Origin of the sequence: Bacillus timonensis (assembly GCF_004799755.1) — a bacterium.
Classification (GTDB): domain Bacteria; phylum Bacillota; class Bacilli; order Bacillales; family Bacillaceae_L; genus Ferdinandcohnia; species Ferdinandcohnia timonensis_A.
Genome location: NZ_SLUB01000037.1, coordinates 23,708 through 39,595, shown reverse-complemented (window position 1 = coordinate 39,595; position 15,888 = coordinate 23,708). Strand labels below are relative to the sequence as shown.

The following is a 15,888-nucleotide window of genomic DNA, read 5'->3' as shown; positions in this document are numbered from 1 at the left end:
GCGATGTTTTGGCTTTCCCTTGTCTGAAGATGCCTCGACTTCAGACACAACCGCGATGTTTTGGCTTTCCCTTGTCCGAAGATGCCTCGACTTCAGACACAACCGCGATGTTTCGGCTTTCCTTTGTCAGAAGATGCCTCGACTTCAGACATAACCGCGATGTTTTGGCTTTCCCTTGTCTGAAGATGCCTCGAGTTCGGACATAACAGCGATGTTTCGGCTTTCCTTTGTCCGAATATTTACTGACTTTATTTCTCTAAAGCGTTTGACTATGATTTTTACTGTGATTTGACCTTAGAAACCCTATGCGTCTTAATATGATAATTGGTCTGTTTGCACCTCAAAACGGAACCCGTTAATAAATAAGCAACCCCTTTTTCCCGACTCGGAAAAGTTTGCCGAGTTTTATTTTTGACAGGAGACGGATCCTGGAGGCTAGTCTATTCTACTGTTTTTTTAATATACATGTAGAAAGGCTGTCTTTAAGGATGTGAGTAGGATGAAGTCGTTTATTCATCGGCGGAAGACCTTGTATCGAGCGTTGATTTTTATCGTTGTGTATCTTAATACGTTATTAACATTCGCCATTTTATATATTTTGTTGGACTTACTTGATCTTGGTGCGGTGCATGACCATTACGCATCTGATTCACATCAGGAGCAATCACTTGATGTCGTAACTCGATCCTTGTATTTTAGTGCCATAACCCTTTTATCGGTTGGGTATGGCGATGTCACCCCATTTGGAATTTCACGGGCTGTCGCCATTGTTGAGGCATTAATCGGATATTTGTTACCTGTAGTTATTGTCATTCAATTTCTTCCTCCCTTCCGAAATACAGAAGGGGAAAATTTTCCGTATGATTAAAAATGAGCTAGCCTACTTAAGGTTAGCTCATTATACGTTAAAATGGTTGTTCATCTTGTGCCATTTCGACTAAGTGTCCGGCTTTTTCTATTTTTGTCCTCAAATACTTTCGATTATAATCGGAGACATCTCCCCAGATTGGCATCCGCTCAGAAACATTCATTCCAGCCTCCTTTAAAGCGTTCATTTTTCTTGGATTATTGGTTATTAATGAAACGGGTTTGCTTCTCAATGTTTTCAGCACACGTATAGCATCATCATAATTTCTAGCATCAGCCTTAAACCCTAGTTGAATATTGGCTTCAACTGTATCCAAGCCATTCTCCTGCAAAATATAAGCCATCGCTTTACTGAATAACCCAATCCCACGCCCCTCATGATTAGCTAGGTAAAACAATGCCCCTACCCCGTGATCAACAATGATTCTCATTGATTGTTTTAATTGATATCCACAATCACAACGTTTACTTCCAAAAATATCACCTGTGTGGCATATACTGTGCATCCGAATCAAAGCCTCATTGGCTTGTTCGAAATCTCCGTATACTAAAACACTTGATTGCTGCCTTTCAGCTAAGTTTGTAGATGAAAGTTTTTCAATGATCCGATTGGCATCAAGTGTCACTTCATCACAGAGAAGCCAACAATACCAGTTGAAAAGGACAGTCTCCCCATCTAAATTGACAGGAAGCTTGATTGGCCCAACTAGATAGATGGCCTTATCTCCTCTTTCAATAAGCTTGATCTTCTCTTGTAAAATGGAAACAATTTCTTTAGATATCACGTAATAGTCCCCCTAATTCAATTCGTTGCGGTTAGTTTTTGATTTATGCAAGTGAATTATCCTATGCAATATTGTTTTTATCTTCCCACTTGCTTTTATAACAGAAAAGATGATATAGTTACCTAGGTAACTAATTTGTGAAAATTTATGCATTGAGGTGATTTTATGCAGACAGGTCATGAACTGTTTCACGCCGTGCATCAGCTGTCACGTCAACTTACAAAACATGTGAATGAAACGTTGGAACCCTTCGGACTATTTAGCGCACAATGGTCCGTTTTATTTGTTTTAAAAACAAAAGGGACCTCAACACAATCAGAGTTATGTGATTATTTAACTGTTGAAGCACCACCAATGACAAGAAACATTCAAAAGCTTGTTAAGCTTGGATATGTCAGGCAGATCCAAGGAACAGACAAACGCACGAAACAAATTGAACTAACTGAAAAAGCATTAGCTGAGTTTCCAAACTGGGAACAGGCCATGATCGAAATGAATCAAAGGTTAGTCGGGAATTTCCCAAAAGAAAAGCAGAACCAACTTCAAGAGCTTTTAAACCAATGGTTCCATCAGATTACCCAATAACAACAGGAGGAGACAGCATGGAGAAACAAAAGCTTTGGACGAAAGACTTTCTCAATCTTTCTCTTAGTAATTTCTTTGTATTTTTGACGTTTTATTATTTATTGGTTACATTACCGGTTTACACATTAAATGATCTAGGCGGTAATGAGTTAGAAGCAGGACTCATGATTACAGTCTTTTTATTCTCCGCCATCATCATCCGTCCATTTGCGGGACAATGGCTTAATACCATCGGAAGAAAGAAAGTCCTTTCTCTTTCCTTACTTATTTTCATGATTTCATCGCTTTTCTATTTCTTTACTCCATCGATTTATTCCGTTTTACTTTTACGTTTATTTCACGGGATTGGATTCGGAATGGCAACAACAGCTGCTGGAGGAATTATTGCAGACATTATCCCAGATTCACGTAAAGGTGAAGGAATGGGGTATTTTATCATGTCAAACAACCTAGCAATGGTCATTGGTCCATTTTTAGGCTTAACACTTATGAACCAATCAGGAATGGATAGCGTATTTATCGTTGGTGCGATTTGTGCAATCCTGGCATTAGTGACAGGTTATTTTGTTAAAGTACCTGCAAGAGCACAAGAAAAAGCAACACAACAAAAATCAATGAAAACAAAATTATCTTTTGGAGACCTTTTCGAGGTACCTGCGATAAAAATCTCAATTGTTGGTGGATTATTAGGAATTGTGTACTCCTCCCTTTTATCTTTCGTGTCTGTATATGCACAGGAAATTGGATTATTAGAGGTTTCAAGTTTCTTTTTCATGGTATATGCAGTCGTACTTATCCTTTCAAGACCTTTCACTGGAAGATGGTTTGATCAATATGGCGCAAATAAAATTATCTATCCGTCGATTGTGGTCTTTGCAATTGGAATGCTATTCCTTGGAACTTCATCAACTTCCGTTACGTTTTTAGTAGCAGCTGCCTTAATCGGCTTAGGCTGGGGAACGTTATTTCCAAGCTTCCAAACCATTGCGGTTCAAGCTGCGGCGCCAAGACGAAGAGGTACAGCAACAGCTACTTTCTTATCCATTTATGATACAGGGATCGGTTTAGGATCATCCGTAGTTGGCCTTCTTAGTGCGAAAATCGGGCTTGGTACGTTTTATTTCTTTAGTGGCTTTTATGTGCTATTAGGGATTGTGCTTTATTATTTTCTTCATGATCGAAGCACGAAAATGGTGGTACAAACGAAGCAAACCTATAACCAAACTTCAGAAACAATGCAGGGGTAAAAGTGGATTCCTTTTTATCCCTTTTTTTAAGCAAAAAATTAGATTGGCATGGTTTAAATGGGTATAATTATCATTGGATACTATTTTACATAAAGGAGTGCTTGTACAATGTTTGATATTGTGATTGTTGGAGCTGGCCCTGCTGGTGCGAGTGCAGCTTTATTTACTGCAAAAGCTGGAAAGAAAACATTACTTTTAGATAGTGATAAAGGTATGACTAAACGTGCATGGGTCGAAAACCATTATGGCGTTATGGAAATTGAAGGTCCAGATTTAGTGGAAACTGGGCAAAAACAAGCAGCAAAATTTGGTGCTGAAGTGGTTCAACAAGCCGTAACTTCTGTGGAAAAATCTGAAATCGGTTTTAAGGTTGTCACTGAAAATGGTGAGTACGAAGGAAAATACGTTATTTTTGCAACAGGCGCTCTAACTGATGTCGCTGCAGCTGCAGGCGTTGCAACTAAAGATGGTATTGAGCCTCGTATTAAAACCGTTCTTGATGTGGATGCATCTGGAAAAACAAATGTTGACGGCATTTGGGCTGCAGGTACATGTGCAGGTGTAAGTGTTCACACCATTATTACGGCTGGTGACGGTGCTAAGGTAGCAATTAATGTAATCAGTGAAATGAATGGTGAACGTTATGTTGACCATGACGTGTTAAAAAAATAAAAGCATACTAAAAGCCAGGTTTTATGTGTAAAGCCTGGCTTTGTTTCGTTCATTTTAAATGTGCTCCTTGATATTTTGAAACCATTCATACATAAATACGTAATACACAATAGCAATTAAGAATGAAAGGGGTATGTAAATGGAATCGAAACAGCTGCTTGAAGATGAATTAACGAAGATAGAAGCTTGGGAAAAAAGCCAAAGTGGATTATGGTTTTGGGAACGAATCGGTCGAATCCCTTTTAAAATACTGGATAAACTGACTCCAAAGTTTATCCACGAAAAAATAGGTCTGCTCCTCGATGAAATTGGAAGCTATATTCAAACCGGTGGCAAATATCTCATTCAAGAAAAAGCGATTTTAAATCTTGTTGAAAAGAAAGCAAATACTCAGGTTGAAAGTATCTCAGATATTGAAAAAATTCCGCTTCAAGCCATGATCGAAGCGAGTCATGAACATGCCGAAAAATGGACGAAGGTGGCAACACTTCAAGGAGCAACTACAGGAATCGGTGGGATTTTTACACTTGCAGTTGATATCCCCGCCTTGCTTGGGATGTCATTAAAAACACTTCAAGAAATAGCCATCATTCACGGATATGATCCTAACGAAAAAAACGAACGAATTTTTATTATTAAATGCTTACAGTTTTCTTCCGCAGATGTTGTTGGAAAGCAAGCAATCTTAAAGGAACTATCCACTTTTTATCACGGCAGAAGTTCTTCAAATGAAATGATGTCGCAACTACAAGGTTGGCGTGAGGTTGTGTATACGTACCGCGATCAATTTGGTTGGAAAAAGCTACTTCAAATGATACCGATCGCAGGAATTATTTTCGGAGCCATCTCTAATCGGTCCATGATCCAGGATTTAACCGAGACTGGTAATATGTTATACCGCAAGAGAAGAATATTAGAAAGATTGCAAGATGAATCAGCAGCTATGACGCCCCATTTTTAGAGGCGTCTTTTTGTTAATAGTACAACCTAACCAACATTGTGCACGTTTTTTAAAAAATCCGAATAAGATGTAAGGAGACTATTTAAAGGAGTTATCAGCATATGAAATGGAAAAATTACGGATTATGGGTCTCTCTTGCATCAATTTTATATATGGTGTTAAAAGATTTAGGTATGCAAATCGATTTAACAACGTGGGAAACATATGTGACAGCCATTATCGGTTTTCTTGCCGCACTAGGGATTATCTCGAATCCGGATAAAGGAAAAGGATTTTTCGATAAAATTCCAGATACACCAGCAGAGGCGATTACACAAGTTGCTCAACAACTTCAAAATCCAAATGAACCGTCTACAAGCCAACAAAATACACCGCAACAAAATCAATATCCAGGTCATGAACAGCCATCACAAGGATACCCTCAGCAACAAATGAACGTCAACCAACCACAACAATTTCAAAATGTGCAACAAAATAACTCGAACCCAGCAAATTTTGAACAAAATGAGTATCAAAGCTACCAGGCTCAACCGGATGGCTTGCAAAACTATTCTAATCAAAACGGTGACGCCTATTCACAACAAGTCGAACCCACACAGGTTCAACCCGAAGTGAATGCAGCGGTTAATCAACCTGCAGAACCATCATTTCAAGAGCCATCACCTGAGAACAATAATACTGACAGAACCAACATTCACGGGATGCCTGCGCCACCAAATGAGCATATGTAAATTCAAAATGAAGCACCTGTATTTTCAGGTGCTTTTTTTAAAGGAAAATTAAATGAATAATTAACTGGGAAATATAAGAAAATATGTATATAGAAATTGAAGTGTGGTGGATAAAACGAATGTGAAGGCTGTAGAACGTATTTTTTGGAGTATTGCATTACCGGGGTTCGGACAATTATTAAATAAACAATATGTGAAAGGACTTACCTTTATTTTCTTAGAGTTCTTGGTCAATTCCTGTGCAAATTTTAATGAAGCAATTATGCTTAGCTTCTTAGGTGAAACCCAACAAGCACTAGGATCTATTGATTATGGGTGGCTCATGTTTTACCCCTGTCTTTACTTCTTCGCCATGTGGGATGCATTTAAGGAAGCTGGTGGTGGAAAAGCACCCTATTCCTTTTTACCATTTGCCTTTTCCGCTTATTGTGTGACGGTTGGATTAATGGTGGCACCGAAAGCGATCTTTTTTGGAATCACATTTGGACCCGTCTTTTTCCCAATGATTTGTGTTATTCCAGGGATTTTACTTGGATTACTCATAAGAAAGATTATCCTTGCCATTAGTAAAGAAGATGCTTTAGCGTAAAAACCATAGACAAAAGGTTGCTTCATTTAAAAAGCAACCTTTATCATTTATCCCGCAGCAACTAACAGTAAAACTTCTCCCACAGATTGAAGTTTCACATTACTTCACCTTTTTATACAATTTTTGTTTTGGGCTAATTTCTTCGTAAAAATCTTGCTTGTCGGTGTAGTAAATCGTCTCCTTATCACCAAGACCAAGAATACCAAACATCGCAAGGCTTTCGTAAAACAATTTATGGACTCTCTTTTGCAATTCCTTATTAAAATAGATCAGGACATTTCTACATAAAATGACGTGAAATTCATTGAATGATTGGTCTGTAACCAGGTTGTGTTGAGCAAATACAATGTTTTTGGATAACTGCGAATGAAACTTTACTCTACTATCTTTTACCGTATAGTAGTCTGAAAAGGCATTATGCCCTCCAGACTGTAAGTAATTCTTTGTATACTTTTTCATATTTTCGATCGGATATCTCCCCGATTTTGCAACTTTTAACGCTTCTGCATCAATATCTGTCGCATAAATCTTTGTCTTCTCATAGAGTCCCTCTTCAAGAAGTAAAATTGCCATTGAATAAACTTCTTCCCCTGTTGAACATCCAGCATGCCAGATTCGTATGGATGGGTAGGTCCGTAGTAAAGGAACTACTTTTTCTCGAAAATCTAAAAAGAATAAAGGATCTCGAAACATTTCGGTTACGTTAATAGAGAAATCCCCTATTAATCTTCTTAAACAAGCTGAATCATGCAAAATTTTCTCAAGAAGCCCGGTAACACTCGAAAGTTTTTCAGCTTCAACACGGTGAAGAATTCTTCTTCTTATAGAATTGTACGCATAGCTTCGAAAATCATAGCCACACCATTTATAAAGACCTTGCAACAATAATTCAATTTCAATTTTTTCAAGTTCTGAGCTAGTTCTCGATTCGATGTAGCTCGATTGGTTCTCAAATGGAGTATTCATGGTGCGAAAGGTCCTTTCCTTAATATAACCAAACCTTCATTAATGAAATGAGTTGATCAGGATTAATCGGTTTAACAATATAATCTGATGCCCCTACTTCCATACATTTCTCACGATCTTCCTTCATGGCCTTCGCTGTCAAAGCAATGATAGGTAGCGAACTGAATTCCGAAAACTCTCTAATCCTTTTAATTGCCTCATACCCATCCATTTCAGGCATCATAATATCCATTAACACAAGGTCTATATCTGTTTGTTGCTGTATGATTTCGATTCCCTCAATGCCATTTTCGGCGAAAACCACATTCATTCCATACATCTCAAGGATACTTGAAATTGCGTATACATTTCGTACATCATCATCGACAAGAAGAATTTTCTTTCCATTCAGGCCAGTTTGTTCTCCAATGGGCTTCGTGGAAAGAAACTCTATCCCATCCTCCTCTGAATCATTGTGATCCAGTAGCAATGAAATCTCTTCCTTTAACCTCATCGGTGAATGTTCATCTTTAATGATAATCTGATGAACATACTTATTTAAGAGGAGTTCCTCTTTCGAAGATAGATCACGTCCTGTATATACTAACACTTTAATATCTTCGTGATGGTGGGAATTCTTAATTTTTGCTAGTAAATCAAAGCCATTCGTATCACGTAGCCCTAAATCTAAGATAATGAGATCAAAGGAGCTAACCTTTAATTCCTCGATTGCCTCAAAGCCTGATGAAACAGCCTTAATGATAATATCCATATCTCCTATATACTCCATAAGAGCATTTCGTTGTAAGGGATCATCGTCAATAAGTAAGAGCCTTTTGATCTTGCTATTTTCATCAATCATTTGAGTTTCTTGTTCAACTATTTGAGTAATTGCCTTTTTAGGCAAAACTTCAATTGGCTGCTCGCTTGATGTAGCAACCTCTTTAATAGCCTTTTGTTGCTCTGTCCCATTTTGGTATTCACCAACAATAAATGTAAACGTGCTACCCTTACCTTCTTCACTTTTTAAGATAACTTCCCCGCCTAAGAGAGTCGCAATTTCCCTAGTTATCGATAATCCTAAGCCAGTACCGCCATATTTTCGGCTCGTTGTACCATCTGCTTGCTGGAACGCTTCAAAAATAAGTCCTTGTTTTTCGGGTGGAATTCCAATGCCACTGTCCGTTATTGAAAAAGCAAAATGAGGGTCTCCTTTGATTGATCGGTTGTAAGAAATTTCTAGTTTGACTTCCCCTACTTGTGTAAACTTAAACGCATTTGATAATAGATTTCTTAATACTTGTTGAATCCTTTGTTCATCACTATAAAGATAGGAAGGAACATCTTTTTTGACTTCGATCGTAAACTGCAGACCCTTTTCATTCGCAATTGGTCGATAGCCTCTTTCTGCGAAGTCTGCTAAATCTTCAATTAGAACTTGGCTCGGATTGACTTCCATTTTTCCGGATTCAATCTTTGCTAAATCCAGGATATCATTTATTAGTGCTAGTAAATCATTTCCTGCTGAATAGATGGTTTTCGAATATTCCACTTGTTTTGCGGATAAGTTCCCATCTGAATTGTCCGTTAAAAGCTTCGATAAAATGAGTAAGCTATTTAATGGTGTTCTTAGCTCGTGAGACATATTTGCAAGGAATTCAGACTTATATTTCGAACTTAATGCAAGCTGTTTTGCTTTTTCCTCTAACTCTGCTCTCGCAGCTTCAACTTCTCGATTCGTTTGTTCAAATTTCTTATTTTGATCTGCTAAGTTCTTTGCCTTTTCTTCTAAATCTGCATTTGTTTGTTCAAGCTCTTCTTGTTGAGCTTGAAGTTTTTCCTCTGACTGACGAAGTGCCTGTGTTTGCTCCTCAAGTTCTTCATTCGTAGTCCTTAATTCCTCTTGTTGTGCCTGAAGTTCTTCAGATTGTGCTTGAACTTCCTCCATTAGTGTTTGAGATTCCTCTAGTAATCTAGCAAGTCTAATTCTACCCATCACACTTTCGATGATAATACCTAGACCATTAATCATTTCTTCTAAGAAGCTTTGTTGTGTTTCACTATATAATTTGAAGGAGGCAAACTCGACGACTGCCTTTACATCCCCCTCAAAAACAATCGGTAATACGTATATATTTAGAGGTGATGCATCCCCCAAGCCTGAGTTTATACGGACATAGTCTGAAGGGACATCGGTTAGAATAATTGGAGATTTTTCAAGGACAGCTTGTCCAATAAGGCCTTCCCCTGAACGGATTGTATTGGAGAAATTCTTTCTCTCCTTAAATGCATAAGATGCAAGCAATGTATAACGATCTGTTTCATCTTCAACTTCCAAATCTTTTACATAAAATACAGCATGACTTGATTCGACGAGTGGAACAACCTTCGAAAGGAAAGTTTGGGCTAAAGTATTTAAATCATGAATGCCACTAAGACTTGTTGTAATTTCAGCAATATTAGATTTAGCCCATATCAACTCCTCTTCTTTCTGCTTTTGTTCTTCTAACGAATCTGTCATTTGATTAAATGAGCTTGCTACTTCATCAATTTCATCATTGGATATCACTGCAACCTTGGTACTTAGATTAGAACTGCCATTTGCTACTTGTTTCATCACTATTGAGACTTTATTTAACTTTGAAGTCAGTGTCCACACGCTTTTTGAAAGAAGACTCATGATAAAAATAACGCTAATAATTAAGATAAGAGCACTAATCATTAATTCGCGTTTAAACTCCGAAACGATATTGTTTAATGAAGCTTCCTGTGTTTCCTCCAAAGAATTTGTAATATCAGTAAGAATGGTAAAAAATTCTTCATGAAGGTCGACTGAACTCTCATCAATTAAATCGCGAGCTTCGTCTTTCTTCCCTGCATTAATAAGTTCGATTAACTCATGTTGATAAACATTAAAGTCAGCATTTGTATCTTTAAGTTTCCGTATTAAGTTTTTTTGTTCTTCTGTGTCAGTCTTTCCCTCGATTAATGCGATATTTGATAAAATAGATTGATTCAATTCCTGCAATTTTGCTAGTTCTTTTTGAATTGTTGCCTCATCATTAAAAACGACAAGATTGCGTAATCGAATGCCTTCATCCTTAATATCACGATGTGTTTCTTCTGCTAAAATCGTTAATTCATAGTTTGATTCTAGAGTAGAATTCATTTTATTCAGACTCGAGATTTGAGAAAATCCAATCGCGATAAGAACGATGAGAAGAATGGGTAATGTACTTAGCCCTAATAATAATTTGGTTCTGATTTTCATAAAGGGCTCCTTTCTGCGTAACAATTATTTTCTAAACTGCGGCTCCCCAATCTCAAAACATGTTTTATATACCAATGCAATGGCCTGTACACGATCCGTTACATTTAATTTTTGGAAAATCCGGGTTATATGATTTTTTACGGTATGTTCACTTATAAATAATTTTTCGGAGATTTCCTTATTGGTTAAGCCTGATAAAAGGAGTTCAAACACATCCATTTCTCTTGCTGTAATCGAGAAGGTTTCCTTTGTCATATTGATTGCACCATCAAAAATTTTGGGATTTTGAATAGCTGCAAGTTCACCAAGGTCATCAAATGTAGGTACGTCCTTTTGAATACTATTATTACCTTCGATTTTACAAGCAGCTTCATTATTCCCTGAAAGAAACTCTTGAAATTTATCCGTTACTAAAGGAGGGCTAATAAAATATCCTTGTATCTCTTCACACTTAAATTTCCGTAGAGCTGCCATTTGCTGCTCTGACTCTACCCCTTCAGCAATAACCGTCATATTCAAATTATGAGCAAGTGTTATGATTGCCTCAGTCAATATTGTTTCTTCAGGTGATTCCCCTGTAATTTCGTCAATAAATGTTTTATCAATCTTTAATGCATGAATGGGGAAACGTCTTAAATAGCTAAGTGACGAATAACCTGTTCCAAAATCATCAATACTTACCTTTACTCCTGTATCATTTAATTGATGAAGCGTTTTGGATACTACCGTTTCGTTACCTAAGATGACTGATTCTGTAATTTCAATTTCAATCAAATCAGGTTTTACGTCATATTCTATTAAAATCCGGTTCATTTTTTCTACTAAGTCCTTTTGAAGAAAGTGCTGTGCAGAGAAATTAATCGCAATTCTTTTTGGTGTTAAGCCCATATCAATCCAAGTTCTTATTTGCTTGCAAACAGTTAAAAGAACCCATTCACCGAGTTCAATGATTTGCCCTGATTCTTCTGCCAGTGAAATAAATTCACCAGGAAGGATTTTTCCCCACCTTGGATGATCCCAACGTAACAAAGCCTCTGCACTCTTAATATTTCCTGTCTCCAATTCCATGCGTGGTTGATACACAAGTGATAGTTCATTTCGCTCAATCGCCTTACGTAAATCATTTTGCATGATAAATGTACGATATGACTGAAGATTCATTCCAGAGTGATACAGTTTATAGTTATTTTTCCCTTGTTCCTTTGCACGGAACATGGCAGTACCCGCGTTCTTAATGAGGGTAGCCGGGTCTTCTCCATCATAAGGAAAAATACTTAATCCAATGCTTGCAGTAAAGAACAATTCATAGTGATCAATATATAATGGTTCATTGAAAGCATGATGAATATTAATAGCAAGTTCTAGCGTTTCCTCACGATCTGTATTCGGTAAAATGATGGAGAATTCATCACCACCAAATCTCGCAATAAAGTCGCAATCCCTTACTGTCCTTGTTAAGCGTTTTGCGAGTTCTTGAAGCACCCGATCACCCGTATTAAAATCAAGTGAATCGTTAACATACTTAAAGTAATCGATATCTAAAACAATGACCCCTAAATCTTGATTCATTTTTTTGGCTTCTGCCACCAAAGTCGCTAATTCATCCTGTAACATTCTACGATTCGGTAAACCTGTTAAATAATCATGTAAGGCAACATATTCAATTTCACTATTTTTTTTAGATAATAATTCTGTTTGTTTTATTAGCTGTTTCTTTATTTCATAGATTTCTACGAAGCCATCTACCTTTGCTTTTAATATAATTGGGTCAACTGGTTTTAGGATATAATCAATAGCACCAACTGAATATCCTTTAAAAATATGATCCGAATCCATATTATTAGCAGTGATAAATAAAAGTGGAATATTTTTCGTTTTCTCACGTGCTTTGATTATTTTGGCAGTCTCAATTCCATCTATTCCTGGCATTTGAACATCCAATAAAATGACAGCAAATTCGTATTTTAATAGATACTTTAATGCTTCTTCTCCAGAATAGGCTTTTATGAGGTTGTAGTTATCTTTTTCAATAATTGCCTCCAAAGCTAATAGATTCTCAGGGCGATCATCCACTAAGAGAATATTTATTTTTTCCACCGATGTCATCCCTACCCCTCTGGTCATACATATTTTGACATATCTTTTAATAGAATAACACAATTATAGGACTGGTGGAATTTTATATAAGTGTAAATAAGACTATATTTTTCCATTCAAACAAAAAAGAGAGAGCACCCCCGCTTTCACTCTTCTTGGGTTGCTCTTTTTAAATAACAAATTTTCTCTTCTTTCACAAAATCACAGTTTGGAACAAATGGGTTATTCCTTAATTGAAGAGAAAAATGATTTAGAAACTTTACAAGATCATCTCTTTGGCTCTCCTCCATTTTAAACTTTATTCCATATTGGAATACTCCTTTTACCTCTTCTTTCCAAACAACATAACCATTTAAGGTAATCATTTCACCCATAATCTTTGTTTTGAATTGATACATAATATCCGGACGAACTGGTAAATGAATGGTTGACAGAAACCTTAACCCACCCGGTCCAATATCTTCAATTAAGACTTCTGTGCTTCCTAATTCAACCATATTCCCAAGTATTGTTGTTAGTGTCATCTTTGAACTAATCGGGAATAAAAGATTGATCCGGTAATAACGTCTTCTATTTAGGAATTTTGCGGTGTTGCTATTAAAGGTTGGCTTTAAAATCATTTTGCTTAGTAAGTTTTGAAACGTTTCCTCTGGAACTGGCTTGCTAAAGATATAGCCTTGAATTTCTTGGCACTCTTGCTGTCTCAAAAATGATAACTGCTCGATTGTTTCAACACCTTCTGCTACAACATTCATATTTAACCCTTTAGCCATAAAAATAAGTGATTTTATAATAGTTTCGACATTATTTGTTTTTGCAATATGTTTTGTAAAAGATTGATCAATCTTGATTGTATCAATTGGATAATCTTTTAAATACGTGATGGAGGAATACCCCGTTCCAAAATCATCTAGTGCAATTTTAACCCCGAGACTCTTTATAAATTGTAAAGCCGATTTTACTGTTTCTTCATGTTTGATCATTGTTGTTTCGGTAATTTCAAATTCTATTAATGATGGATTGATTTCACTTTTATCCAATGTATGGATTAATTTTGATTTCCAATCGCTTTTTAAGAATCTCTTTGCCGATATATTAACGGAAATTGGCACCACTTCATAGTTTTGTTGTTTCCATTTATTTAAACTTTGGCATACATTGGCGAAAACCCAATCTCCAATTTCATTAATAAAACCTGTTTCTTCTGCAAGCGGAATAAATTCAAGTGGGGATACGAGTCCCCATACAGGATGCTCCCAACGGACTAATGCCTCCGCACTCACTATTTTCCCTGTACTAGAATCTACTCTTGGCTGGAAATAGACAACTAATTGATTTTTTTCAATCGCTTTTCTTAAATCTCTTTCAAGATAAAACTGCTTGAAGGAGTTGATACTTAATGAGGACGAGTAAATATGATACGTATTTTTCCCTGTTGCTTTTGCCCGATACAAAGCGGCATCTGCATTTTTTATTATTTCCTCTATCGTTTTCCCATTTTCGGGAAAACTACTTATGCCAACACTCGTCGTAATTAGTAATTCAAAATCATCAATAAAAAACGGTAGGTCAAGACAATCAATGATTAACTTTGCAATAGTAATCGGGTCATCTGATTCTTCATAATCCCATATGATAACGCCAAATTCATCTCCGCCTAATCTTGCAAATAAAGAGTTTTTCTTTAACAACATATTCACTCTTTGACCAAATTCATAAAGTAATTTGTCTCCGATGTGGTGTCCAAGTGATTCATTAATATTACGGAAGCGATCTAAATCAATATATAAAATTGAAAAGTGTTTTTTGTCATTGTTTGATAACGTAATAAGTTCTTTCACTTTTTCTTCAAAAAGTATACGGTTAGGCAGTTTGGTTAAATAATCATGGAAAGCTAAATATTGAATTCTTTTTTCATATTCTTTTTGCTCAGTGATATTTGAAACGATCCCATCCAGCCTAACGATCTTATTATTTTCGTCAAAAACAGGCAATACCTGTTCATGAACCCATACTACTTCACCGTTTCGATGAATAATCCGGTATTGATGATTGAAATTCTGCCCTTTGTGTATATTTAAATGCCGTTCTTGGTAAGCCGGATAATCATCTGGATGGATGAGAGAATCCCAGGATAGACGATTCGAAAAATTAGAAGGTGAATACCCAGTAATAATTTCGGTCCCCTTAGATATCAACTCATATTGAGCTTTTTTCATATTGAAAGACCAGATGCCTACCTCTAAATTATCAAAAATATGTTCAATTAGATTTTCATTTTCTTTGAGCTTAAGTTCTGCCGTTTTTCTTTTCGTAATATCCTGAACGGTACCAATTAATCGAATAGGTTTCTGATTTTCGTCTAAGATTACATCTGCTTGGTTATATACATGAATAGTAGTCCCATCCTTACGAAGGATTGTGTATTCAAAACTTAAATTTCTTCTTTCATTAATTGCTGAAAGAACAGCTTGTTCAAATTTTTCCCGATCTTCCGGATGAGCGAGTTCCGTAATACTCTCAAATGTTGGAACAAATTGTTCTAATTCTTTAATTCCGTAAAGCACATACATTTGGTTTGACCAATAGGCCTCATCCTCGATAATATCATAGTCATAACTACCAATTGCGCCAACCTTTTGTGCTAATTCAAGGCTACCTTTTATTTTTTCCAATTCTTTTTCATGACGAACGTAGAGTGTAATATCCTTTGCAACCGCATAAATAAGAGTGGTCTCCCCTTCGTTATTTTGGATAGGTATTAAAGAAACATCAATATAAATTGTTTCTCCATTTGCATGTGATACGGATGTTTGATAGTTTTGTACTTTGCCCTGTAAAGCAAATTGGTGGCATTTTTTTCGTTTGTATTTATCAGTTCCGTTTAAATATTGTTGTAGTTTACCAGGTAATTCCTTTTCTTTGTATCCAAATGTTTTTAGTACTGCAGGGTTATAATGCAATATGTTCACATTTACATCAAATGCTAATACGGCTTGAGGATGATTATCAATCAAAGCTTTTAAAGTATATAATTCATTAGCCATCTCATAATTCGTTGTTTTAGGTCTAAATATATCCTCATTTGAAAATCTTGTTAACTGTTTAAAAAAAGATAGTCCTGCCATTTTTATATCC

12 protein-coding genes are annotated in these 15,888 nt (G+C 36.3%); 7 read left to right on the top strand and 5 right to left on the bottom strand.

The features are described from left to right. Positions 1 to 499 precede the first annotated feature (499 nt). On the top strand, positions 500 to 868 hold the full coding sequence (locus E1I69_RS17070; RefSeq protein WP_116351347.1) for a potassium channel family protein: 369 nt from the start codon (positions 500 to 502) through the stop codon (positions 866 to 868). A gap of 37 nt (positions 869 to 905) precedes the next feature. Here the strand turns inward: E1I69_RS17070 and E1I69_RS17065 are convergent, their stop codons facing one another. Then, positions 906 to 1,652, bottom strand: coding sequence for a GTP cyclohydrolase II (locus E1I69_RS17065; protein ID WP_136380768.1), 747 nt, complete (start codon positions 1,650 to 1,652; stop codon positions 906 to 908). A 165-nt stretch (positions 1,653 to 1,817) separates the two neighbouring features. Here E1I69_RS17065 and E1I69_RS17060 point away from each other — a divergent pair, with 165 nt between their 5' ends. The 6 genes from E1I69_RS17060 to E1I69_RS17035 all read left to right on the top strand — a co-directional run bounded on the left by E1I69_RS17060 (position 1,818) and on the right by E1I69_RS17035 (position 6,437). Next, complete coding sequence (locus E1I69_RS17060) at positions 1,818 to 2,237, top strand: MarR family winged helix-turn-helix transcriptional regulator (RefSeq protein ID WP_136380767.1); 420 nt, start codon at positions 1,818 to 1,820, stop codon at positions 2,235 to 2,237. A gap of 17 nt (positions 2,238 to 2,254) precedes the next feature. Continuing rightward, on the top strand, positions 2,255 to 3,484 hold the full coding sequence (locus E1I69_RS17055; RefSeq protein ID WP_136380766.1) for an MFS transporter: 1,230 nt from the start codon (positions 2,255 to 2,257) through the stop codon (positions 3,482 to 3,484). A gap of 108 nt (positions 3,485 to 3,592) precedes the next feature. Next, on the top strand, positions 3,593 to 4,156 hold the full coding sequence (locus E1I69_RS17050) for an FAD-dependent oxidoreductase (RefSeq protein ID WP_136380765.1): 564 nt from the start codon (positions 3,593 to 3,595) through the stop codon (positions 4,154 to 4,156). A 139-nt stretch (positions 4,157 to 4,295) separates the two neighbouring features. After that, the gene (locus tag E1I69_RS17045) at positions 4,296 to 5,117 is read left to right on the top strand and encodes an EcsC family protein (protein ID WP_136380764.1); all 822 of its coding nucleotides are present in this window, start codon (positions 4,296 to 4,298) and stop codon (positions 5,115 to 5,117) included. A gap of 101 nt (positions 5,118 to 5,218) precedes the next feature. Then, the gene (locus tag E1I69_RS24835) at positions 5,219 to 5,848 is read left to right on the top strand and encodes a hypothetical protein (protein ID WP_207308563.1); all 630 of its coding nucleotides are present in this window, start codon (positions 5,219 to 5,221) and stop codon (positions 5,846 to 5,848) included. A gap of 121 nt (positions 5,849 to 5,969) precedes the next feature. Further along, the gene (locus tag E1I69_RS17035; protein WP_136380771.1) at positions 5,970 to 6,437 is read left to right on the top strand and encodes a hypothetical protein; all 468 of its coding nucleotides are present in this window, start codon (positions 5,970 to 5,972) and stop codon (positions 6,435 to 6,437) included. Between the two features lie 99 nt (positions 6,438 to 6,536). Here the strand turns inward: E1I69_RS17035 and E1I69_RS17030 are convergent, their stop codons facing one another. The 4 genes from E1I69_RS17030 to E1I69_RS17015 all read right to left on the bottom strand — a co-directional run bounded on the left by E1I69_RS17030 (position 6,537) and on the right by E1I69_RS17015 (position 15,878). Further along, on the bottom strand, positions 6,537 to 7,403 hold the full coding sequence (locus E1I69_RS17030) for a CheR family methyltransferase (protein WP_136380763.1): 867 nt from the start codon (positions 7,401 to 7,403) through the stop codon (positions 6,537 to 6,539). A gap of 19 nt (positions 7,404 to 7,422) precedes the next feature. Continuing rightward, positions 7,423 to 10,653: a response regulator gene (locus tag E1I69_RS17025; protein WP_136380762.1), complete on the bottom strand. Its 3,231-nt coding sequence runs from the start codon at positions 10,651 to 10,653 to the stop codon at positions 7,423 to 7,425. 24 nt (positions 10,654 to 10,677) lie between these two features. Beyond that, entirely contained in the window at positions 10,678 to 12,750 is a 2,073-nt protein-coding gene (locus E1I69_RS17020; protein ID WP_161974925.1) for an EAL domain-containing protein, read from the bottom strand. 146 nt (positions 12,751 to 12,896) lie between these two features. Continuing rightward, positions 12,897 to 15,878 (bottom strand): EAL domain-containing protein, encoded by a 2,982-nt coding sequence (locus E1I69_RS17015; RefSeq protein ID WP_161974924.1) that lies wholly within the window; start codon positions 15,876 to 15,878, stop codon positions 12,897 to 12,899. Between the last annotated feature and the right edge of the window lie 10 nt (positions 15,879 to 15,888).